Genomic DNA, 22,444 nt, shown 5'->3' on the forward strand with positions numbered 1-22,444 from the left:
CACATTGTTTGTTTTTATAAATGCATTTTTTTTGTTTTTGTTTTAACAAATCATTAATATCTTTAATTTATACTATAGTAATGTTATATATTAATTAAATAGATTATAACTTTTCAATGATTTTTTATTTTAAAAGAATTAATTAAAATTATTATTAAATTTTTTGCATTTGTTATTATCTTAATTAATTTTATAAATATGTATGTTTATAAGATATATGTATAAAACAATTATTATAATTAATTTGTGGGAGATAGATATTTATGTGTATAGCCGCACCAGCTAAGGTTGTAGAATTGAATAAAGATGATAAAATAGCTTTTGTTGAATTTGGTGGAGTTAAACAGAAAGCTCGTATAGATTTAATGCCAGACATACAGTTAGATGATTATGTTTTAGTTCATGCAGGTTATGCTATTGAAAAATTGTCTGAACAAGCTGCAAAAGAATCTTTAGAAGCATGGGATGAACTTTTAGATGTTCTTGATGAAGAAGACAGAGAACGTGCTGAGTCAATGGATTAATTAAATTATAAATTTATATAAAATCTTATTTAAAAAATATAAATATATTTCAATATAAATTTTTTATACCTAATTTTTCATTATTTATTTTTTAATTAAAAAAATAACCACCATTCTTTTTTATTTTATAATCATTTACTTTTAATTAATCTATTTTTTATTTAATTTAAAAAATCATTTTTTCATTTTACCTATTTAATAACCTAGTTAAAAATTTTTTAGTATTTTATGTGATATCTATAAATTTTAAAAAGAAAAAAATATTCAAAAAGGTTATATTAAAGTTATAAAAACATATAATAATTTAAAGAATGAATTTTTTTTAAATGTTAATATTATTTTTATAATGTTATAAAATTTGGAGGAATTATCATAGATTTAAAATTTATAGCAAGTAAAACTTTATTTTTCATTATTTTAATTGGTTTTATGGGATTATTTGTAGCTATTTTTGGTTCAGATAATACTATGGTTGGGGTAATGATTCTAGTTACATTACTTATGATGCTTGGACAAGATTTAAGTCAAAAACCAGTCTCTAGTCTAATTGGAATGATCCTATTAAATATTAGTATTGTTGTAGTTTGTTATTTAACTACTGCCTCATCAGTACTAGGAATTTTTCTTATTTTTGGTTTAATTTTTTTAATAATATATCTAATGATGCATGATTTAAAAAGTCCGTTATACTTTCCATTTATATTAGGATATATGTTAATTATGTCTACACCAGTGCCATTAAGTGCTTTGCCTTTAAGAATTTTATCTGTTGTTGTTGGATCCATAGTTATTATTGGAATAAACATTTTGTTAAATAAAAATAAATTAAAAACACAAACACATAAAGGGATTAATGGACTTTTGGCTGAAATAAAAAATTGCATTGCTGAAAAAATTAAAGGAAAAGAAGTTTCTGAAGATGTATTAATTAGTAATATTAAAATTATCAAATCTGCTATTTATGATAGATTAGAAGAAAATTATTATACTTCTCCTAAAAATAGATCAATAATGAATCTTACAATAGCTATAGAACAAATTGGTTTGGCAGTTTGTAGAAATAATTATGATTATAATAATTTAAAAGATTTAGATAAGTTAATAGATGATTTAATAGAACATGAAACATATCATCAAGAGACAAATGAAAATACTAAATTAAATTCTGTTCTTGAAGAGATAAATAAATTTATTAGTTCTCATCAATCAATTGGTTATGGGATTTTATCTAATCTTAAAATTATTCATTATGAATTAAATTATTTATCTGAAGAACCTAATGAAGAAATAGTTCGTGAATCTAAAATTCCTCGGGAATTTAGAATAAAAACTATTTTTAAAGAAAACTTCAATAAGGATTCTGTTAAATTTACTTTTGCATTTAGATTAGCTGTTATTGTAGCATTTTGGGAATTTATTGGTATTTATTTTAATATACCTGATGCAAGATGGTTAGCATGTACTTCTCTTGCAATAATATTGCCTTATAAAGAGAATGTTATTTCTAAATCTAAATATAGGATTATTGGAACTACAATAGGTTTAATAATATTCTCTATACTAGCTTTAGCATTCCTTGGAAACTTTAATTTATTTAATTATGCATTAGGAACTCATTTAAACACAGCTAATACTACAGTTATTTTAATAATGATTATAAGTTATGTTTATACATTGGTAAAGCCTGAAAGGTATGATATTGACACAATATTTATTACTTTACAAGCAGTATTTTATTCATTTTCAATGTATCCTGCTAACATGTCCATGATTTTAAGGTTCCTTTTTGTAGGGTTAGGAATTGTAGTGGCAGTACCTGCAAATTTTATTATTATGCCTTATACATTGATAAAAGAAGATTTAAATATTTGTAAAAAGCAGATGAAATTAAATATGGAGCAAATTAATAATTTAAAGGAAGCATTATCTGGGGATGTTGATGATGTTAAAAATGCTGTTATTATACTTAAAACTAGTTTAATTTCTGATAAAATTGAAGTTAATAATCAACAAGATGAAAATGAAGATATTGATACTATTTTGAAAAACCAAAATGAAATAACTGCACAATGTACATTACTTAGAAATACATTACGGGTAGATAATCTTTCAAATAATGTTAAAATATTGGCTATAGATTTACTTGATGATTTTAATAAAAATAATTGGGATATTGAAAAAGTAGATCATTTAGTTAAAGATTTTAATAAAAATGAAAGAATCTATTTAGAAATAGTCCAAAACATGTTAAATATTTGTGATGAAACAAGATTAATGTTAACTAATTTATCAAAAGATATTAGTTAACTTTAAATTTTTATTTTTTAAATTTTTTTGGGAATGACAAATTATTTATTTATATTTTTAAAGAGTTTTTAAAGTTAATATATTGAAACTCTAATAACTCCCGGGATTTTTAAAAATTCACTTATAAGATCTCCAGGTACAAAATCTTCAGTAATTATAGTTAGCACTGGATTATCATCAAGTTCAGTGTCACTTGCATAAGCCTGTCTTATGCTTATATTTTTTGATGAAATTAATGCTGATGCTGCAGCTAATATTCCTTCATTATCGTCTCCGACTTCTATTTCTATCACACCTAATCCTAAATTTTTAGCTATGTTTTTTAATAATGTTCCTGCAGGTGTGATATTCTCAAAAATGTTTGATAGTTCCTTATCCTTAATTATAGTTTCAATTGTGGATTTAATTACTCTTCTATCCACTTTTGCTGCTTTTGCTAATGCTGCATCACTTATTTTTAAGTTATCACAATAGATTTTCTTATTTTTGTCTACTTTAAGTCCTAATTCTATCATTTTTTGAGCGACAGCCATTCTTGCAGGATATTTTTTGAATTTAGTATCTATTTCTTCCCACATTTATATCACCAATTCCTATTTTTAATTATTAATGTTTATTTTTATTACATTAATATACTATTTTGGTATATATAAAATTATTTGTAAAATTCTTGAAAAAAAATATTGATATTTTAAAAAAAGTATTTAAAAAAAGTATTTAAAAATAGTAGGCTAGATGGGATTCGAACCCATGACCTCACGGTTATCAGCCGTGCGCGCTAACCAAGCTGTGCCACTAGCCTATGTATAATTTAATATAAAAATTGTATTAATATTACAACTATTATAATGTAAGATTTTTTTAATATATATACTTTTCGTATACATTTAGAAAAAAATAATTTTTTATAGATGAATAAAAAAATTAATTATTCATCTAGAAACAAATGTAATGAAATTTTAAGCACTGAACATTTCAGTTAATTGATCTGCCATCACATGACCAACAACTGTAACATTACATTTATCAATTTCATCTAAAGCTTCAGTAGCTTGTTTAACACCTGATGCAATACGAGTTACACTCATACAACTAGGATTAGTAGGTTGAATAGTTAAAGTAGCAATTTTTCCATCAACCTCAATATTTCTTAAAATACCCATTTCTAAGATACTTACTCCCATATGAGGATCGCTAACAGTTCTACAAGCTTCTTTAATTTTTTCAATAATTTCTTCGGACATATTTTATCTCCTTTACCTTCTATTAGAATATAAATAGTTATAAAAAAATTTTCATCGTATATAACAATACTAATTCACTATTATTATTTTTTGTATTTAAATATATTGTTTATTATTTTTTGCGATGTCTAATTTTAACAGCCATTCCACTATTTGATTTCTCCATTTCAACACCATTTAAAACAGCTTTTCCAACACCAACAACTTCATCATCTTTCACAATTACTACTTCATCATTAGGGATTATTTTAGGGTCTGCTTCTTCTACTCCTGGAGAAAATAATGTATTTGTTTGTAAATCAAAATTAATTTTTATTACATTTATATTGTTATTTAATAATATTTTTCCACCTTCTAAATTTAAGGTGTAAAGACCATAATCCATGTTGAGTCTTGCAATTTGTTTATTCTTAGAAAAAATCTTTTTGTGATATCTACCCTTTGCAATTACATCATCAGGAATAAATTTATCTCCATTTGATCCAAATTGGTATTTACTAATAGAACGTAATTCATTTAATGTTCGGTCATGTTTTTTAATTTTTTTATATTTTTTAAGTTCCATTCTTAAATTATAAATTGAATCATGGGATGTTGGTTTGCCATCTTCACAGGTATAAATACAGTTATCTAAATATTCTTTACAAACTTCTTCGTAACCTCCATGAACATTGGCTATAACATTTTTATCACTTACATATTTTTTTAGTAATTCTCCAGTTACTTTTATTTCTTCATTACTCCAATCTCCAGATACGGCGGCATCATAAGATTGTATAGGAAATGTATTCTCCATTTCTCGAGGACATATTCCAAATGGTGAAGTTACAATTACTTCTTGATATCCTTTAGTTGCTCTTCTAAACATTTGATGTGATTTAGAGTTAGAGTATGGTTTTTTCATACTACAAGGTAAAACTACAACTACATCCCCTAATGGTTTCATCATTTCCATACGATTTCGCCATCTTATTGCTTCAGGCCGATATAATGATTCTTCGTTTGAACATATTACTTTCATTGTTTCAATCTCTTAGATTTAATTAATTCTTCATGATTTTTATAAAGTTTATTTATGCTAGGATGGTTTTTTCCTAATCTCTTTTTCCATTTATCTGCAGTAAATTCTACATCTACTTCAGTTGATCCATTTAATAAATTGTCTGCATGAGCTACTATTTTTTCTTCTAAAGTTTTAGGAATATAATCTTTAGTTGGTATATTCATCTTTTCAGATTCCTTTTTTGAAATTCCAGTACCAATATGCCGTTCTATTATATTTATCACTTCTTGAGAATAACCTAATTCTTTAGCAATTTGACCTCCAATATATGCATGATCTATATTATTACTTTTAGATCTGCCAATATCATGGAGTAAAGCACCTTCTCGTATTAATTTTTTGTCTGCTTCTGGATAAAACTCACTTATTTCTAAAGCTTTTTTATAAACTGCTATTGAATGATTAATAACCCATTCAGGACATCCTACTTTTTTGAGATGTTCAATTTCCATATTAAAACCTTTTTCATATTATATTTATGATTAATATTATATATAAAAAATAGAATTTTATTATTAAAAATAATAATTGATATTTAAATTAATTTATAAAAAAAAGTAATAAAAAATTAGAAGTAATAAAATAGATTAATTTTATAAAATTTTATTTTCCAGAGTTAGATAAAGCGACTTTGTAAGTATCTTTGTACATGTCAATTTTTTCTTTAATTTTTTCTATTTTTGGTCCATTATCTTCGTAGACTATTTCTTCACCACAGTCTGGGCATATAAATCCTTTTTCTGTAGCATTATCAAAGTCAAATCTAGAATGACCATTTGGGCAAACGAAAAACATACTATTTTCTTCGTTTTGTAATTGTCTTTGTAAATTATTTATTAATGAATTTGCTTTATTTTCTATTTGGGCATTTACTTCGTTGCTGTCAAATTTCCATGCATAAGTGAACCATTGGGTTTCAGGGTCTTTGCTTCTTTTATAACTAGCTAATTTTGCATCGTAAAGTTTGTATAAAACTTTTCTAACAATATTTAATCGAATTTGAGTTTTTTCAGCTATTTCTTCGTCAGTTTTTACCCCTTTTATTAAAGCTTGAACAATGGGTAGGTTTTCTTCATCTTCAATAACATCTATAATTAATGATTTGGTTAATGGGTCTTTTAATATTGATTTTTTTGGCATTTAATTCTTTCCTCTTTTTGGCGTGTTTAATTCAATATTTACATTGCACTTTCTAATTCTAAGTGTAAGGAGTCAGTAATAAAAATTTTGACAGTTTTTGAGCTGTTTAGAATTAGAGTGTTTTTTTAAAATTGTTAAGTATGGATTAAGTTTTTATAAAATTTTAATATTATCTATATTTTTACTATAATATAAATTTTCGCATTTTATTACTTTAATTTATTAATAAATGTTTTATTATTTATTTTATTTTTAATAAATTATTTTAGAATAAATTAATAATATTAATTTTTTTTCCTTAATAAAACACCAGGGGTGTGAATTATTGATTCTAATGAATTTACACTTACTTCATCATATTCTGAATTAAGAACATTTTTTGCACTGTAAATTGTTTCCATTGCAGTTTCTAATGATTTTTGATATTCTTCTGCAATATTTGCTAATTTTAAAGCTTCTTTAATCTCTATTTTTTCTGAACAACCTAATGGTGTTGAGCCTTCATTTGATCCTAATTGTCCGAAAAAATAACCAATTATGCCTTGATTTTTTTTGATAGGGTCGATAGCTATAGGTAATCCAGTAAAATATGTGTTATGTATTTTATATGTGGCATCAGTATCAATTATTAAAACAGTCAAATCTTTACCACTTTCATCTTTTATTGTTTTTGCAATTTCTTTTGCTACTTTTTCAGGATTTTCGGGAAGTAAAGATACATAAGTTCCAGGAGCATTACTTAAATCAATTCCTGCTTCTGAAGCGGGTTTTAATGCATGTTTCCATCCATATAAATCTAAAACTAATTCTTTATGTTTTTCTGCTTCTTGAGGTAATTTTCTTAAGTTTTTAATAGTTCTTTTTTTTATTCTTAATAATGGTCCTAAAAAATATCCCCAAATATATTTACTCCAAACATTTGCTAAAAATTTTGATTTTAGTGAGGGATGATAATTATTTTCATCAACTAATCTTCCTTGAGAAACGCTTATTGGTGTTTCAGCTATTATTAAATAATCTTCATTCTCACAATTTGATAATACTGTATTAATTAGTTTATTTAAACTTTCATTAGGTTCAATATAAGTTGTTTTTATAGGAATTACTTCATAATTTTTTATGAATATTGTATCGTGGTCTATGTTTGTTAAATTTGTATTTATTTTATTATTTGAAGTACTGTTACTCATATTTTTCCTCTATAAAAAATAAGATTTAGTTTAAAATTAAAGTTGTGTTAAATTGTATTAATCTAAATTTTTATATCTTATGTTTTAAAAAATATATTAATATTGTTTTACTCTTTTAGTTTTTATTTATTTTAAAACTTTAAGTAAAAAAATTATTAATAAATAATTAAGGTTGTTAATTATGAAAAAATCTATTACTTATTTTGAAAATTCTGGAGAAGAAAATACTGATGAACTTATTTCATTAGTTAAAGACAGATTAAAAGGTTCTAATATAAAATATGTGGCTATTGCTTCTGCATCTGGAGAATCTGCTATTAAATTAGCTAATGCTTTAGAAGATGTTACAATTATTAATGTTACTCATCATGCCGGATTTCATGGACCTAACCAATTAGATATTAGTGAAGATACAAGATCTAAACTAAAAAATATGGGTGTGGTTACTTTTGTAGGATCTCATGCTTTAAGTGGTGTTGGAAAGGGTATTGCTAAACAATTAGGTGGACTTAACCCTGTGGAAATTGTTGCTCAAACTTATAGAACATTTTCTCAAGGCATTAAAGTTTGTGCTGAAATTACTATCATGCTTGCTGATGCAGGTTTAGTCCCTGTTGGTGAAGAGATTATAGCAATTGGTGGTACTGGTCATGGTGTTGACACTGCTGCGGTAATTACTCCGGTTAATATGACTAAAGTTTTTGACATTAAATTTCATGAAATTATAGCTATGCCAAGAGATTAATTTTTTTATTAACATAATACACTTTTTTTATTATTTAAATAAAAATTTTAATTTTTTTAATAAGAGTTATATACTTGAAAAATTTAAATAAAATACATAAATTAGTTAAATTAAACTAATAATAAAACTAAAATTTAACCATTATTTGGAATAGTTAAAAGCAATATTTTATCTATTCAATACTTAATAAGTTAATTAAACACTATAAATAGTTTTTTTGATTAATTAGTTATTATGGATGGATTGATAATTTTTAATCAGAGTAAATAAAAATTAAGAGTATTAAACTTAATCTAGGGATATAATATGATTTTATTAAATGTTTTTATTTACTTTTCTTAATTTTTATTAGAATGGACATGACTTATTAAGAAAAAAAAAGTTTAATGTGGGGTTAGTAATGAAATTTATAGATGATGCAATAAAAGAATCTGAAAAAAGAATGGAAAAAGATGATGTTAACAATTCCTCATCTGATTTAGATGAAGAATTATTAGAATTAATTAATAAAAGCCGGGCTCGAATTTCTGTTATAGGTACTGGTGGTGCAGGTAATAATACCATTTCAAGATTAAATGAAATGGGTATTGAAGGGGCTAGTACAATTACTGTTAATACTGATGCACAAGATTTATTTTACAGTCAAGCTGATAAAAAATTACTTTTAGGTAGAAATACTTGTGGTGGTCTTGGTGCTGGTGGTGAACCAACAGTTGGTGAAGAATGCGCTGAAGAAAGTGAAGATGATATTAGAGAAGAGTTAAATGGTTCTGATATGGTATTCGTTACTTGTGGTCTTGGGGGAGGAACAGGTACAGGTTCTGCACCTATAATATCTAAATTAGCTAAAAAATCAGGTGCTTTAACTGTTGCTGTTGCTACTATGCCATTTTCTGCTGAAGGTATTAAAAGAAGAGAAAATGCTGAAAGAGGTTTAGAAAAATTACAAAACAATTCAGATACTGTAATTGTTATTCCAAATGATAAACTTTTAGAAGTTGCTCCTAATCTTCCTTTAAATAAAGCTTTCATGGTTTCTGATGAAATATTAGGTCGTGCTGTTAAAGGCATTACAGAATTAATTACTAAAACTGGTCTAGTCAGTCTCGACTTTGCAGATATCAGATCTATTATGCAAGGTTCTGGTATGGCAATGATTGGAATGGGAGAATCTGATTCTGGTGATAGAGCTTTAGAATCTGTACATGAAGCTTTAAGTAGTCCTTTATTAGATTTAGATATTTCTAACGCTAAAGGTGCTTTAATTAATATTTCTGGTAGTTCTGATTTAACATTACATGAATCTGAAAAGATAGTTCAAATTGTTGCAGATAAATTAGATCCTGAAGCTAATATTATTTGGGGTGCTCAAATCGATGAAACTTTACAAAATGCTATTAGAACAACTATAATTGTTTCAGGTGTTAAAGGTCACTATCAATTTAATGAAAAGCCTGATTTTTCAGAATTAGATGAAACTAAATCTGAAAGTATTTCTGAATCTGATGCTGATCCTTTAGATGATTTTATTGATGGTATATTTTAAGTGTACCATTTAAATAGAATTTTTAGTTATTTTTTTATTAAGATTAAGTAATTAATTTAATCTTTTAATATTTTTTAGATTTTTTTTAATGAAAAACTTTATAAATAATCATGTTAATAATACTATTATAATTTAAAAAATGTGATTTTAATTAAATTTTTTATTAATAAATAATATTTTTATTAAGAATTATTTTTATTATCAATATGCAGGGATTTTCAATGAGTTTTAAAGAAAGTACTGATGATTTTATTAAACAATGTAAAAGAGTTATTAGAGTATCAAAAAAACCTGATGCTGAAGAATATGGTAACTTTATTAAAGTTGCAGCTATAGGTATTTTAATTATCGGTGCTGTTGGTTTTGTTGTTGTTATTATTGGTCAATTACTAAATTTATAGTAATTTGATTTAATACTAAGTTATTCTTTTTCATGTTTACTCTTTTAATTAACTATTTACTTTGATTATTAAGTAAAAATTTTAAAAATTAATTTTTCTTCTTTTTTTATCTGAAATTTGAAAGGTTTAAATACTTGTTTATTAAAATATATTATTATTATATAAATCTAATTTTATTATATTTCTTTATTAATGAAAATTAGTTAAATGTGGTTTAATTCAATATTAAGCTTTTATTTTTTAATTATATAATAGAATTGAATTGGATTATATAATGAAATAATTTAATCTATTGTTCTATTAATTAATAGAATGTTAATTATATATAGGTGAATTTTACATGGAAGATATTCAAAATTCCATATTTGCTCTAAAAACCTCAGCAGGTCAAGAAAGAAATGTTGCTAGAATGTTAGCTCGTAAGACTCAAGATTCTGGTATTGGTATTACTTCTATTCTTGTTCCTGAATCATTAAAAGGTTATATTATAGTGGAATCATACACAAAAATTGATATGCGTAATCCTGTAATGAAAATTCCTCATTTGAGAGGAATTGTTGAAGGAAAACACAGTATCACTTTTGAGGAAGTAAAAAGATTCCTTAATCCAGAACCGATTATATCTTCCATACAAAAAGGAAGTATTGTTGAACTTGTTTCTGGTCCTTTTAAAGGTGAAAGAGCTAAAGTGGTTCGTATAGATGAATCTCGTGAAGAGGTAGTTCTCGAGCTAATAGAAGCAGCAGTTCCGATTCCGGTAACTGTCAAAGCTGATCAAATTAGAATTATTCAAAAGGAGGCTGAATAATGGCTAAAGATACCGTTGAAATCCTTATTGAAGGTGGAAGTGCCACTCCGGGACCACCATTAGGTCCTGCTATTGGCCCTTTCGGTATTAATATGATGCAAGTAGTTGAAGAAATCAACGAAAAAAGTGCAGATTTCAAAGGAATGAAAGTTCCTGTTATAGTCACTATTGATAGTGATACAAAAGATTTTGAAATTGCAATTGGTACTCCTCCTACTACTGCTCTTATAATGGATGAGCTCAATATTGAAAAAGGTTCTCATGAACCTGGTACTGAAGTTGCAGCTGATTTATCAGTTGAACAAGCTTTAAAAATTGCTAGAATGAAATATGATTCATTATTAGCTAATAATTATAAGCATGGTGCTAAGGAAGTTATGGGTACTTGTGTAAGTATGGGTCTTACTGTTGATGGTAAAGATCCTAGAGAAGCTCAAAAAGCTGTAGATGCTGGAGAGTATGATGATATATTAGGAGAATAATCTTCTATTATACATACTCATATTAATTAAAAAATTTAGTTAAAAAAAATATATTTTGTATATGATGTTACAATAATAAACTTTTGTAGTGAATTATTGTAATTGATATAGAATTTATTTAAATTATATTCATGTAATCGTTTATATTACAAAAAACTCATAGTATGAATAATTCTTATTATCATAGCTTATGGTTTTCTAATTCTCGATTACTCATGAAACCAAATTAAAAAAATATATCCAATGAACTTATTAAAGTTCATGGAGGATTTGATATGACACAAGAAATATTAGAAGCGGTGAAGGAGGCTAAAGAACAGTCAAAGCCGAGAAACTTCACACAGTCTATTGATATTATTATTAATATCAAAGACTTGGATGTCAAAAAACCTGAAAATCGGTTTGATGAGGAAGTTGCTCTTCCTAATGGCCGAGGCAAAGATATTAATATCGGAGTCATCGGTGATGGGGAATTGGCAGTTCAAGCTAAAAACGCTGGTATAGATCTTGTTTTATCCAAAGAAGACTTAGAAGAGTTAGGTAAAGACAGAAAAGCTGCTAAAAAAATGGCAAATATTACTGATTCTTTTGTAGCTCAAGCTGATATGATGCCTGTGGTTGGTAGATTCTTAGGTCCTATACTTGGGCCTCGTAAGAAAATGCCTAAACCAGTACCGGCAAGTGTCAAACTTGATCCTTTACTTGAAAGATTACAAAGTACTATTAAAGTCGGAGTTAAAGCTCAACCTTCTATTCAAGTTTTAGTTGGAACACAAGATATGGATGACCAAGCAATAGCTGAAAATATTGAAACTGTTCTTGCAGTTCTAGACCGCAACTTAGAGAAAGGAAGAAACCAAATAAAATCCATGTTTATTAAAACAACTATGGGTTCAGTAGTGCGGGTGATTTAAATGGCTCATGTTGCTGAATGGAAGAAACAAGAAGTTAAAGAACTAAAAGATATGATAAGTTCTCATGAAGTTATTGGAATTGTTAATTTATTAAATATTCCTGCAAAACAACTTCAAGAAATGAGAAAATCTTTAGGCAACCATGCTGTTATTAGATTATCTAAAATAAATCTTATGAATTTAGCTTTTGAAGATTGTAACAACGAAAAGGTTAATATTAATGGTCTTTCAGAATATATGGAAGGTCAACCTGCTATTGTAGCAACTGATATGAATCCTTTCAAGTTATATAAAATATTGGAAGATAATAAAACTTCTGCACCTGCAAAAGTGGGAAGTATTGCTTCTGAAGATATTATTGTTCCTGCTGGGGACACTGGTTTTGAACCAGGCCCATTCCTTGGGGAATTGCAACAAGTAGGAGTTCAAGCTAAAATTGATAAGGGAAAAATCGTAGTTTCTAAAGATTGTGTATTGGTCCCTGAAGGGGAAGCGGTTTCTAAACAAGCAGCTTCAACTTTATCTCGATTAGGAATTAATCCTATGGAAGTGGGAATTGATTTACAAGCTGTATATGAAGAAGAATCTGTTTATCCTTCTGATGTATTAGCTATTGATGAAGAAAAAACTCTTGCAGATGTTCAAAATGCTTATAAACAAGCTTTCAATTTATCTGTATTTGCAGCAATACCTACAAAAGAAACTATTTCAGCAATTATAGGATCTGCTTTCACTAAATCAACTAATGTTGCAGTTGAAGCAGGAATTTTAACTTCTGAAACTACTGACATTTTATTAGGATTAGCTCAAGCTAAAATGTTAGCTTTAGCTAGTGAAGTATCTGATGTTGATGGAGCTCTTAGTGATGAATTGGTTGATAAATTAGCTAATCGTCCTGTAGCAGTTGTTGAAACTGTTGTAGAAGAAACTCCTGATGATGAAACTGAAGATGAAGAAGAATCAGAAGAAGAAGCTGAAGAAGAAGCAGCGGCAGGGTTAGGTGCCTTGTTTGGCTGATCATATTTAATTTAAACTTTTATTGTTTTAAAACACATCTAATTTATAAAAAAAACAAAATTATACATAATAAAAATAAATGGTGATAACATGGAATATATATATGCGGCAATGATTTTGCACACCACTGATAAAGAAATTAATGAAGAAAACGTAAAAAACATTATAGAAGCAGCTGGAGCAGAAGCTGATGATGCTAGAATTAAAGCTTTAATTGCAGCTTTAGAAGATGTTGACATAGACGAAGCTATGGAAACTGCAGCTATGGCTGCAGCTCCTGCAGCAGCTCCTGCAGCAGCAGCTCCTGCTGAAGAAGAAGCTGAGGAAGAGGAAGAAGAAGAATCAGAAGAAGAAGCTGAAGAAGAAGCAGCAGCTGGATTAGGTGCTCTCTTCGGATAGATTTTTTCTATTTCTTTTTATTTTTTCTTTTTTTACTTTTTTTAACTCAAATTTATTGGATTTTGTTTATATCTCACTTTTTTTACTTTAAAAATTTTAAATAATTATTTAATACTAATTTTACAAGAAACCTATTTTTTAGAGAAAATCTTTTTAAATTATTAAACTATATATTATAATAGTATTGATTTTTTACCAATCAATTTTAATTTTATTAAAAATTATTAATTTTATAAAAAAATAGCTGATAATTATGTCTAATATATTAAAAGATTTAGGATACACAAAACAGAAATGTAAAACTTGTGGAAAAGTTTTTTGGTCACAAATTAATCGGGATACTTGTGGGGATGCTCCTTGTGATGAATATGAATTTATAGGAAATCCTGCTACAACTAAAGGTTATAATTTATATGAAATTCAAAAAACTTTCAAAGAATTCTTTGAAGAACGTGGTCACACACCAATATCTCGATATCCCATACTTGCAAAAAGATGGAGAGATGATGTATTTTTAGTTGGAGCTACAATATTTCTTTTCCAACCTTGGGTAACTTCAGGTTTAGTTGACCCTCCAGCAAATCCTTTAACTATTGCACAACCTTCTATACGTTTAAATGATGTGGATAATGTGGGTCGAACAGGTAGACATATGACTTGTTTTACAATGGGAGCACATCATGCATTTAATTCTCCTGGAAATGATATTTATTGGAAAGATCAAACAGTTCAATATTGTCATGATTTTATTAAATCAATTGGAATAAATACAGAAGATATAACTTTCATAGAATCTTGGTGGCAAGGAGGAGGAAACGAGGGTCCATGTTATGAAGTAATGGTTCGAGGGGTAGAATTAGCTACTCTTGTTTTCATACAATATAAAACATTACCAAATGGGGAAAAAGAAGAAATCCCATTAAAAGTAGTTGATACTGGTTATGGATTAGAAAGATTTGCATGGATTTCACAAGGTACACCAACAGCTTATGATGCGTGTTTTGGGCCAGTCATAGATAAACTTAAAGAATTAACCAATGTTAAAGTTAATGAGGAAATTTTAGCTGAAAATGCTCAAATTGCTGGAATGATGGATATAGAAAGTTATGCTGATATTCGTCAACTACGTGAAAAAGTAGCAAAAAAATTAGAAATATCTATGGAAGAATATTTAGAATCTGCTTTACCAATGGAAGCAATTTACATAATAGCAGATCATACAAGATGTTTAGCATTTATGTTAACTGACGGTATAATACCTTCAAATGTTAAAGAAGGATACCTTGCAAGATTAGTTTTACGTAGAACAATACGTTTTATGAAAGAGTTAAACATGAAAGAATCTTTATCTGATATAATGAAAATTCAATTAGATTTCTTAAATGATTTTTATCCTGAAATCAAAGAATCTCAAGAACATATCATGAACATTATAAACCTTGAAGAAGATAGATATGAAAAAACTATTAAAAAAGGACGTAAAGTTGTAAAAAGAACAATCAAAAAACTTAAAAAAGATGGAATATCTAGCATGCCTCTTGAAACTTTAATTGACTTATATGATGCTCATGGAATGCCTCCTGAAACAGTGCAAGAGTTTGCAACAAAAGATTTTGAAGTTAATATTCCTGACAATTTCTTTACTCAAGTTGCAGCAATGCATGAATCTGAAGAAGTTAAAGAAAAAGAAGATTTTAAAATCGATGCTCCTGAAACAGATTTATTATTCTATAAAGATTTCCATCAAAAAGAAGCAACTGCAAAAATATTAAATGTTGTTAATAAAGATGGTAAATTAAATGTAATAGTAGATAGGACTGTTTTCTACCCAGAAGGTGGAGGTCAACCTTCAGATAAAGGTATTATTTCTATTGATGATAAAGAATTTAAGGTTAGTTATGCTTCAAAAATGAATAATATAGTTTTACATCAAATTGATATTAGTGAGGATGAAGAATTTGATGTTATAGAAAACACTCTTAACGATTTAATTGGAAAAGAAATTAAAGAACAAATCGATTGGACTAGACGTATTACTTTAGCTAGACATCATACAGCTACTCATTTAGTTGTTGCAGCTGCAAAAAAAGTATTAGGTGATCATATATGGCAAGCAGGGGCACAAAAAGGTTTAACTCATTCCCGTATAGATTTATCTCATTATAAACGTATTTCACAAGAAGAACTTTACCAAATTGAAAAAATTGCTAATGAATTAGTAATGGAAAATATTGAACTTGATATTAACTGGATGACACGTAATGAAGCAGAAAAAACTTATGGGTTTGTTCTTTATCAAGGGGGTATTGTCCCTGGTGAAAATATACGTGTAGTGAAAATACCTGGAATAGATGTGCAAGCTTGTGCTGGTACTCATGTATTAAGAACTGGTGATGTGGGTCCTATAAAAATTAATAAAACAGAAAGAGTTCAAGATGGGGTTGAAAGAATTGATTTTTCAGCAGGTCTTGCTGCAGTAGATTCTATTCAATCTGATAAAACTTACTTAAAAAATAGTTCAAATATTTTTAAAGTAAATAATGATCAGTTATCTAAAACTTGTGAAAGATTTTTCACAGAGTGGAAAGTTCAAAAAAATGAAATCAAAAAACTTCAAAATGAAATTGCATCTTTAAAAATTAATAATTTAACAGATAATTTAATAGAAGTTAATGATTTATCTGTACTCAAACAAATCATTGATGGGGATATTAAAGAATTACAAAATATTGCAACTGATTTCACTGATAATAATAAAGCAGATATAGTATTTTTAGGTAATAATAATGGTAAAATTGTAGGTGCTGCTTCTACTAAAGCTATTGATAATGGTATTAAAATCAATGATATAATTCGGGAATCAGCAATTATTCTTGGTGGTGGGGGCGGTGGTCGTCCAAACCTTGCACAAGGAGCAGGAAAAAATAATGAAAAGATGAATGAAGCTTTAGATAAAGCTTTAGATTTATTGAGTTAAAGGATAGTAAAGTTTATGAATTATGATTTGATAATAGCACGTTATGGTGAAGTAGGCCTTAAAAGTCATAAAGTTCGAAGTAGATTTGAAAAACGTTTAATAAGAAATATGGAATCAAGTATTGAAGCTGAAATTGATATTGATCAAGCAAGAATTTTCATTTTTCCTCAAAATTTTGATGATGCTATAAATAAATTATCCAAAATTTTTGGGGTAGTTTCATATTCTCCAGCTGTAGCTACTCACACTACATTTGATGAAGTAGAAGATACTTTATTAAAATATGTTAGTGAACTTGAAAAGAATAATCTGATAGATTCAAATACAAAGTTTGCTATTAGATGTCGAAGAGTAGGAACTCATGATTTCACTTCTCAAGAATTTGCTGCATTTGCTGGAAGTGTTGTAGTGAAAAAGCTTGGATGTCCTGTTGATTTATCAAATCCAGATTTAGAAATCTTTATTGAAGTAAGAGATAATGATACTTATATTTATCATGAAAAAATCCCAGGTCCGGGAGGTTTACCTTTAGGGACACAAGGAAAAGTTGTAGTTCTTCTATCTAGTGGGATTGATTCTCCTGTTGCAGCTTATTTAATGATGAAAAGAGGTTGCCAAGTTATAGCATTATACTGTGACAATACACCTTATACAAGTTCTAAAGCTTTAAAGAAGAATGAAGATATTATTAATCAATTACAAACTTATGCTTCTGGAGCACCAATTAAAAGACGTATTGTTAAATATGGTGATTATTTAAGTAAATGTCAAAATGATGCTCCTAGTAGAATGACTTGTATTTTATGTAAATCTGGAATGTATCAACTAGCAGCTATGTTAGCTAAAGATATGCATGCTTTAGCAATTGTTGATGGTAATAGTTTAGGGCAAGTGGCAAGTCAAACTTTACCTAATATTTTAGCTACACGTGAAGATGTTGATGTTCCAATATTTAGTCCACTTATTGGTATGGATAAAGTTGAAATTTCTCGTATTGCAGAAAAAATAGGTACATTTGATATTTCTAAACTTGATGATGGTGGTTGTAAAGCTGTTCCACGATACCCTGAAACTAATGCCAATATTAATCAAGTCCATGAAGCAAGAAATAATATGGATCAAAAAACAGAAATTTTAAAAGCTTTTAAAACTATTAAATTTTAATTTTTATTTTTTTAGATTTTTAATTTTATAAACTCTACCTTTTTTTTAAATTGTAATAATAATGATTAAATAAGATAATTTTTAAATGTAATATTGTTAATTGAATACTTATAATTTAAGTTAATAAAAATTTTTTGACTAAAAAATTATGAATTCAATCATAACTTAAAAAAAATATAATAAAAATTTATTATAATAAATTAACTAAAAAATATTTAGTTAAATTATATAATACTCTTAATTTTTGAGGTGATGTAAATTGAAAACAACAGTTAGTGTAATTAAAGCAGATATTGGAAGTGTCTCAGGACATTGTGTAGCTCACCCAGCATTAATAGATAAATGTGAAGAAGTTTTAACAGATGCAATGGAAAGTTCAATTATAGAAGATTTCTATATAACCCGTTGTGGTGATGATATTGATCTTATTATGACTCATAAAAATGGGGAATTAAATGAAGAAGTTCATAGAACTGCATATGATGCATTTATGAAAGCAACTGAAATTGCAAGAGAATTAAAACTTTATGGTGCAGGTCAAGATTTATTATCTGATACTTTCTCTGGAAACATTAAAGGTATGGGTCCTGGAGTAGCAGAAATGGAATTTAAAGAAAGACCAAGTGATCCTGTTATTGTCTATTGTTGTGATAAAACAGAACCAGGTGCTTTTAATTTACCAATATTTAAAATGTTTGCAGATCCATTTAATACAGCAGGATTAGTAATTGATCCTAGTTTACATGATGGATTCAAATTTGAAGTATATGATGTAATGGAACATACAAAAGTTATTCTTGATTGTCCTGAAGAAATGTATGATTTACTTGCATTAATTGGTTCCACTGGAAGATATGTAATTAAAAGAGTATGGAAAAAGAATGGTGAAATCGCAGCAGCAATAAGTACTGAAAGATTAAACCTTATGGCTGGAGAATATGTTGGAAAAGATGATCCTGCAGCAATTGTAAGAGCACAATCTGGATTCCCTGCTAATGGTGAAGTAGTAGAACCATTTTCATTCCCTCACATGGTTAGTGGATGGATGAGAGGTTCTCATAATGGACCTATTATGCCTGTTAGTCAAGAAAATGCAAATCCTATTAGATTTGATGGACCTCCACGGATAATTGGTTTAGGTTTCCAAGTAGCTGATGCACAATTAATTGGTCCTGTAGATTTATTTGATGATCCCGCATTTGATGAAGCAAGAAAACAATCTTCACAAGTTGCTAATTATATCAGAAGACATGGTCCTTTTGAACCACATCGATTACCTAGTGAAGAAATGGAATATACCTCATTACCTGGTGTAATGAAAAAATTAGAACCAAGATTCACAAAAATGGATGAATAAATATATTTTATCATCCTAAATATTCTTTTTTTTAAAATTTTCATAAAAGAAGGTTTTTTTAATTAATATTTTAATTATTAATGGAAGTCCTAGAAAAGGCAATACTTGGGAAGTTGTAAAAGAAATAAAATCCTTTCTAAATACTAAAGACTCTTCTATTCAATTTGAAGAGATACATTTAAAAGATGTTACTCTCCCTTTTTGTAAAGGATGTTATAATTGTTTTGAGAAAGGAGAAAATTATTGCCCTCATTTTAGAGAATATTCTGAAATTGTTGATAAAATTAAATCATGTGATGGTTTGATTTTAACTAGTCCTGTATATGCTTTAAATGTTTCAGCATTAATGAAAAACTTCATAGATCATACTTCTTACTTTTACCATAGGCCCTACTTTTTTGATAAAACTGCATTGGTTGTTGTAACAACTGCAGGTGCTGGTTTAAAAAAAGTTACTAATTATTTATCTGAAACATTAAGAAATTATGGATTTAATAAAACTTATAAAATAGATCTTAAGATTCATAATCAAGAATTAAATGAAAATGATATAAATAAAGTTTATAAAATTTCTAGTAAGTGGATAAAGGATTTACAATCTCATAAACTCCATAATCCCTCATTTAAAGCGATTTTTTATTATAATTTATGGAAAAATATGGCTATTAATAATATGAGCACAAAATCAGATAAAGATTATTGGAATTTAACAAATCTAAAAAATTATTATTTTGCGCAAAATATTCCGCTTAATCTTTTTAAAAAATTTTTTGGAATGATACTTTCTAAAGTTTTAGGTATTGTTTTTAAAAAATTAAATTAAATCATGTATCATTCTTATAGCATCTAAAAGACCGTGACTATATTCAATACATCCAAATGATGTTCTCATATCTTTCTTATCTAAATAATATTTTGAATCATTTTTATAATCAATTGCCCGTGCAATAACTTCTTCTTCTTTAGTGTTAACTTTAATTTTTTTGACTTGTTTTAAACTATTTTCTAATTTTTCAATATCACTAGCTATTTTTTCTTTAGTTTCCATTTTTATTATTTCCTTCTATTTTTAATTGTTTATAACTATGGTAAAATCTTTGTGCAACTGTAATATAAGATAATATCATTAATATAATTAAGAAATAAGTGAATATTATGGGATTATTACATATGGCACTTATGATTGAACCGATCATTATTATTATTAATCTAACAGCTCTTTCAGCTATTCCAGTATTACATTCAATGCCTTGTGATTCGGAACGTGCTTTAACATAACTAACCATGATTGCGGAGTGTATAAGTAATATTCCAAGTAGCCAATTACAATAACCTCCAAATATTATACCTATGATAAGAATGGCATCTGAAATTCTATCCATTGTGGAATCAAAAAAAGCTCCGAATTTGGAAGCTCGATTATGATATCTTGCAACAGCTCCATCAGCAACATCTAAAAAACCACTAAGTAATATAAAAATTGTTGCTAATATTAATAAATGTTTGCTGAAAGAATATGCTGCAGCTAATGCTATAAAAGGGGATATTAATGTTAAAATATTTGGATTAATATTCATTCTTTTTGCAAAGGGTTCTAATATTTTTGTTAGTAAAGGTCTTAAATTTTCAAGCATAATTTTTATTATATAGATTTAATAATATATATTTTAGTGGAAAGTTTTAAAACTATTTTTTTGGTAAGATTTTTATGAAAGTGTTTAAGTTAAACCCTAATAATCCAGATATGGACTTGATTAATGAAGCTATAAATATTTTATCTGTGGGTGGAGTTATATTATATCCAACAGATACAGTTTATGGTTTAGGGGCTAATATTTTTGATAAATTTGCAGTTAAAAGAATTTATAATATTAAAAAGCGTGCACATAATAAACCTATGTCTATAAGTGTATCTAACATTAAAGATATATCTATAATTTCAAACTTATCTCAAAAACAGGAAGATTTAATTAAAAATTATCTTCCAGGGCCTTATACTTTTATTTTAAATAAAAAACCAATAGTTCCTAATTTTGTCACACCAAACACTTATACTGTGGGATTAAGAATTCCAGATTCTAAAATTGCTAGAATGTTAAGTTGTAATTTTCCTATTATTACTACAAGTGCGAATGTATCTAATTTAAAAACTTTAAACAATCCTAAGGATATTCTTAAGCAGTTAAATGTTGATGTTGATTTAGTTTTGGATGTTGGAATTTTAAATAATTCAAAGCCTTCTAAAATTATTGATTTAACCAAGATTAATCCGGTTATAATTAGAGATTAAAATTTTTTATTTAAAAATTATTATAATATAAATAATATATATAAATATGTGAATCTTATGAAAGTATTATCAAATGTTAAGGGTAAAGATAAAATACCTACTAATTCTCCTTTAGATTTAATTTTGGATGGTGGGATTGAAAGAAGAAGCATAACACAATTTTATGGCCCTCCAGGTTCGGGTAAAACTAATATTGCCTTAAATTTAGCAGTGCAAGTTGCAAAAAATGATAAGAAAGTTGCTTATGTTGATACTGAAGGTGGAATATCTGTAGATCGTATTAAACAATTGTCTAAATCTGATTTTCAAAAAGTTGCAGGAAATATTGTTGTTTTTGAACCTAATACTTTTGAAGAGCAAGAGGATGATTTAAAAATTATTGAATCTTGGATATCTTCTAATAAAGATGATGTGGATTTATTAATTATAGATTCAGCAGTAGCACTTTATCGTTTAATTGAAGTTAAAAATTCAAAATCTAATAAAGATTTAGGAAGACAAATGGGTCAACTTTCAAGTATATCCCGTAAATTTAATGTAGCAGTAGTTGTTACAAATCAAATATATGCTTCTTTTGATGATGATTCTGATAATGTTGTACCTGTTGGTGGAACTATACTTCAATATTGGAGTAAAGCAATTATTGAATTGAAACGTTCATTAGTTATAAGTAAGCGTACTGCAATACTTCGACGTAGTAAAACTTCTGTTGAAGGCAAAACTGTAGAATTTAAAATTACTGATGATGGTATAGAGTAATTTTAAACATTTTTTTATTAATTTTTTATTATTTAGGCTCTGTAGAAATCCTAAAAACAGTTGAAGAAGTCTTAAAGATCTCAAAAGTCTCATGAGTGACTTAAGACCAAGATGTAA

Annotated in this window: 24 protein-coding genes and 1 tRNA gene; 16 read left to right on the forward strand and 9 right to left on the reverse strand. The window is 27.2% G+C overall.

Going from position 1 to position 22,444, the window contains the following annotated elements; all coding sequences use genetic code 11:
• Window positions 1-263 precede the first annotated feature (263 nt).
• Together BP769_RS07235 and BP769_RS07240 are read left to right on the forward strand one after the other, a co-directional pair.
• Complete coding sequence (locus BP769_RS07235; RefSeq protein WP_409198049.1) at window positions 264-524, forward strand: HypC/HybG/HupF family hydrogenase formation chaperone; 261 nt, start codon at window positions 264-266, stop codon at window positions 522-524.
• A 429-nt stretch (window positions 525-953) separates the two neighbouring features.
• Window positions 954-2,831, forward strand: a complete 1,878-nt coding sequence (locus tag BP769_RS07240) for an FUSC family protein (RefSeq protein WP_413824484.1) — start codon at window positions 954-956, stop codon at window positions 2,829-2,831.
• A gap of 74 nt (window positions 2,832-2,905) precedes the next feature.
• On the opposite strand, the gene BP769_RS07245 is transcribed toward BP769_RS07240, so the two are convergent.
• The 7 genes from BP769_RS07245 to BP769_RS07275 all read right to left on the reverse strand — a co-directional run bounded on the left by BP769_RS07245 (window position 2,906) and on the right by BP769_RS07275 (window position 7,441).
• Entirely contained in the window at window positions 2,906-3,409 is a 504-nt protein-coding gene (locus BP769_RS07245; RefSeq protein WP_409198046.1) for an amino acid-binding protein, read from the reverse strand.
• Between the two features lie 149 nt (window positions 3,410-3,558).
• Window positions 3,559-3,633, reverse strand: a tRNA-Ile gene (locus tag BP769_RS07250).
• A gap of 157 nt (window positions 3,634-3,790) precedes the next feature.
• Complete coding sequence (locus BP769_RS07255) at window positions 3,791-4,075, reverse strand: metal-sulfur cluster assembly factor (RefSeq protein ID WP_409198045.1); 285 nt, start codon at window positions 4,073-4,075, stop codon at window positions 3,791-3,793.
• Between the two features lie 112 nt (window positions 4,076-4,187).
• Window positions 4,188-5,096: a DUF5591 domain-containing protein gene (locus tag BP769_RS07260; protein WP_413824482.1), complete on the reverse strand. Its 909-nt coding sequence runs from the start codon at window positions 5,094-5,096 to the stop codon at window positions 4,188-4,190.
• Window positions 5,093-5,590 (reverse strand): TIGR00295 family protein, encoded by a 498-nt coding sequence (locus BP769_RS07265; protein WP_409198043.1) that lies wholly within the window; start codon window positions 5,588-5,590, stop codon window positions 5,093-5,095. Before BP769_RS07265 ends, BP769_RS07260 begins: the two co-directional genes overlap by 4 nt.
• Window positions 5,591-5,741: 151 nt before the next feature.
• Window positions 5,742-6,263, reverse strand: a complete 522-nt coding sequence (gene tfe, locus BP769_RS07270) for a transcription factor E (protein ID WP_413824630.1) — start codon at window positions 6,261-6,263, stop codon at window positions 5,742-5,744.
• Between the two features lie 299 nt (window positions 6,264-6,562).
• Entirely contained in the window at window positions 6,563-7,441 is an 879-nt protein-coding gene (locus BP769_RS07275) for a coenzyme F420-0:L-glutamate ligase (RefSeq protein WP_413862346.1), read from the reverse strand.
• 208 nt (window positions 7,442-7,649) lie between these two features.
• Here BP769_RS07275 and BP769_RS07280 point away from each other — a divergent pair, with 208 nt between their 5' ends.
• The 12 genes from BP769_RS07280 to BP769_RS07335 all read left to right on the forward strand — a co-directional run bounded on the left by BP769_RS07280 (window position 7,650) and on the right by BP769_RS07335 (window position 20,101).
• Window positions 7,650-8,213 carry a pyruvate kinase alpha/beta domain-containing protein gene (locus BP769_RS07280; RefSeq protein ID WP_409198042.1) on the forward strand — a complete coding sequence of 188 codons (564 nt, stop codon included), beginning with the start codon at window positions 7,650-7,652 and terminating at the stop codon, window positions 8,211-8,213.
• A 400-nt stretch (window positions 8,214-8,613) separates the two neighbouring features.
• Window positions 8,614-9,759: a cell division protein FtsZ gene (gene ftsZ / locus BP769_RS07285; RefSeq protein ID WP_413824480.1), complete on the forward strand. Its 1,146-nt coding sequence runs from the start codon at window positions 8,614-8,616 to the stop codon at window positions 9,757-9,759.
• A 221-nt stretch (window positions 9,760-9,980) separates the two neighbouring features.
• Window positions 9,981-10,160 carry a protein translocase SEC61 complex subunit gamma gene (locus BP769_RS07290; RefSeq protein WP_409198040.1) on the forward strand — a complete coding sequence of 60 codons (180 nt, stop codon included), beginning with the start codon at window positions 9,981-9,983 and terminating at the stop codon, window positions 10,158-10,160.
• Between the two features lie 340 nt (window positions 10,161-10,500).
• Window positions 10,501-10,968, forward strand: coding sequence for a transcription elongation factor Spt5 (locus BP769_RS07295; RefSeq protein WP_409198039.1), 468 nt, complete (start codon window positions 10,501-10,503; stop codon window positions 10,966-10,968).
• Complete coding sequence (locus tag BP769_RS07300; protein ID WP_409198038.1) at window positions 10,968-11,450, forward strand: 50S ribosomal protein L11; 483 nt, start codon at window positions 10,968-10,970, stop codon at window positions 11,448-11,450. The genes BP769_RS07295 and BP769_RS07300 overlap by 1 nt, the downstream gene beginning before the upstream one ends.
• Window positions 11,451-11,725: 275 nt before the next feature.
• Complete coding sequence (locus tag BP769_RS07305; protein WP_413824478.1) at window positions 11,726-12,364, forward strand: 50S ribosomal protein L1; 639 nt, start codon at window positions 11,726-11,728, stop codon at window positions 12,362-12,364.
• Window positions 12,365-13,381 carry a 50S ribosomal protein L10 gene (locus tag BP769_RS07310; protein WP_409198036.1) on the forward strand — a complete coding sequence of 339 codons (1,017 nt, stop codon included), beginning with the start codon at window positions 12,365-12,367 and terminating at the stop codon, window positions 13,379-13,381.
• A 90-nt stretch (window positions 13,382-13,471) separates the two neighbouring features.
• Window positions 13,472-13,780 (forward strand): 50S ribosomal protein P1, encoded by a 309-nt coding sequence (rpl12p, locus tag BP769_RS07315; protein WP_409198035.1) that lies wholly within the window; start codon window positions 13,472-13,474, stop codon window positions 13,778-13,780.
• Window positions 13,781-14,033: 253 nt separating this feature from the next.
• Window positions 14,034-16,757, forward strand: coding sequence for an alanine--tRNA ligase (gene alaS, locus BP769_RS07320; protein ID WP_409198034.1), 2,724 nt, complete (start codon window positions 14,034-14,036; stop codon window positions 16,755-16,757).
• 15 nt (window positions 16,758-16,772) lie between these two features.
• Complete coding sequence (thiI, locus tag BP769_RS07325; RefSeq protein WP_413824476.1) at window positions 16,773-17,921, forward strand: tRNA uracil 4-sulfurtransferase ThiI; 1,149 nt, start codon at window positions 16,773-16,775, stop codon at window positions 17,919-17,921.
• 259 nt (window positions 17,922-18,180) lie between these two features.
• Entirely contained in the window at window positions 18,181-19,278 is a 1,098-nt protein-coding gene (gene fbp / locus BP769_RS07330; RefSeq protein WP_409198032.1) for a fructose-1,6-bisphosphate aldolase/phosphatase, read from the forward strand.
• A gap of 76 nt (window positions 19,279-19,354) precedes the next feature.
• Window positions 19,355-20,101, forward strand: a complete 747-nt coding sequence (locus BP769_RS07335; RefSeq protein ID WP_413827624.1) for a flavodoxin family protein — start codon at window positions 19,355-19,357, stop codon at window positions 20,099-20,101.
• Here the strand turns inward: BP769_RS07335 and BP769_RS07340 are convergent.
• Both BP769_RS07340 and pgsA read right to left on the reverse strand, forming a co-directional pair.
• Window positions 20,093-20,326, reverse strand: coding sequence for a DUF357 domain-containing protein (locus BP769_RS07340; protein ID WP_413824473.1), 234 nt, complete (start codon window positions 20,324-20,326; stop codon window positions 20,093-20,095). The two genes, BP769_RS07335 and BP769_RS07340, sit on opposite strands and share 9 nt — an antisense overlap.
• A complete protein-coding gene (pgsA, locus tag BP769_RS07345; RefSeq protein ID WP_413824471.1) occupies window positions 20,316-20,912 on the reverse strand; it encodes an archaetidylinositol phosphate synthase in 597 nt (198 codons plus the stop codon). Before pgsA ends, BP769_RS07340 begins: the two co-directional genes overlap by 11 nt.
• 74 nt (window positions 20,913-20,986) lie before the next feature.
• Between pgsA and BP769_RS07350 the strand changes: the two genes are divergently transcribed.
• On the forward strand, window positions 20,987-21,568 hold the full coding sequence (locus tag BP769_RS07350) for an L-threonylcarbamoyladenylate synthase (protein WP_413824468.1): 582 nt from the start codon (window positions 20,987-20,989) through the stop codon (window positions 21,566-21,568).
• A 57-nt stretch (window positions 21,569-21,625) separates the two neighbouring features.
• Entirely contained in the window at window positions 21,626-22,327 is a 702-nt protein-coding gene (radB, locus tag BP769_RS07355) for a DNA repair and recombination protein RadB (protein ID WP_413824465.1), read from the forward strand.
• The last annotated feature ends 117 nt before the right edge of the window (window positions 22,328-22,444 follow it).

Origin of the sequence: Methanobrevibacter sp. UBA417 (assembly GCF_002508845.1) — an archaeon.
Classification (GTDB): Archaea; Methanobacteriota; Methanobacteria; order Methanobacteriales; family Methanobacteriaceae; genus Methanobrevibacter_A; species Methanobrevibacter_A acididurans.

Coding starts and splice junctions, on each gene's coding strand:
- BP769_RS07295 (WP_409198039.1), top strand. CDS start 10,501: ATGGAAGATATTCAAAATTCCATATTTGCTCTAAAAACCTCAGCAGGT.
- radB (WP_413824465.1), top strand. CDS start 21,626: ATGAAAGTATTATCAAATGTTAAGGGTAAAGATAAAATACCTACTAAT.
- BP769_RS07255 (WP_409198045.1), bottom strand. CDS start 4,075: ATGTCCGAAGAAATTATTGAAAAAATTAAAGAAGCTTGTAGAACTGTT.
- BP769_RS07235 (WP_409198049.1), top strand. CDS start 264: ATGTGTATAGCCGCACCAGCTAAGGTTGTAGAATTGAATAAAGATGAT.
- rpl12p (WP_409198035.1), top strand. CDS start 13,472: ATGGAATATATATATGCGGCAATGATTTTGCACACCACTGATAAAGAA.
- BP769_RS07300 (WP_409198038.1), top strand. CDS start 10,968: ATGGCTAAAGATACCGTTGAAATCCTTATTGAAGGTGGAAGTGCCACT.
- alaS (WP_409198034.1), top strand. CDS start 14,034: ATGTCTAATATATTAAAAGATTTAGGATACACAAAACAGAAATGTAAA.
- pgsA (WP_413824471.1), bottom strand. CDS start 20,912: ATGCTTGAAAATTTAAGACCTTTACTAACAAAAATATTAGAACCCTTT.
- BP769_RS07280 (WP_409198042.1), top strand. CDS start 7,650: ATGAAAAAATCTATTACTTATTTTGAAAATTCTGGAGAAGAAAATACT.
- BP769_RS07310 (WP_409198036.1), top strand. CDS start 12,365: ATGGCTCATGTTGCTGAATGGAAGAAACAAGAAGTTAAAGAACTAAAA.
- BP769_RS07260 (WP_413824482.1), bottom strand. CDS start 5,096: ATGAAAGTAATATGTTCAAACGAAGAATCATTATATCGGCCTGAAGCA.
- BP769_RS07305 (WP_413824478.1), top strand. CDS start 11,726: ATGACACAAGAAATATTAGAAGCGGTGAAGGAGGCTAAAGAACAGTCA.
- ftsZ (WP_413824480.1), top strand. CDS start 8,614: ATGAAATTTATAGATGATGCAATAAAAGAATCTGAAAAAAGAATGGAA.
- BP769_RS07265 (WP_409198043.1), bottom strand. CDS start 5,590: ATGGAAATTGAACATCTCAAAAAAGTAGGATGTCCTGAATGGGTTATT.
- BP769_RS07290 (WP_409198040.1), top strand. CDS start 9,981: ATGAGTTTTAAAGAAAGTACTGATGATTTTATTAAACAATGTAAAAGA.
- BP769_RS07350 (WP_413824468.1), top strand. CDS start 20,987: ATGAAAGTGTTTAAGTTAAACCCTAATAATCCAGATATGGACTTGATT.
- BP769_RS07340 (WP_413824473.1), bottom strand. CDS start 20,326: ATGGAAACTAAAGAAAAAATAGCTAGTGATATTGAAAAATTAGAAAAT.
- BP769_RS07245 (WP_409198046.1), bottom strand. CDS start 3,409: ATGTGGGAAGAAATAGATACTAAATTCAAAAAATATCCTGCAAGAATG.
- thiI (WP_413824476.1), top strand. CDS start 16,773: ATGAATTATGATTTGATAATAGCACGTTATGGTGAAGTAGGCCTTAAA.
- BP769_RS07240 (WP_413824484.1), top strand. CDS start 954: ATGGGATTATTTGTAGCTATTTTTGGTTCAGATAATACTATGGTTGGG.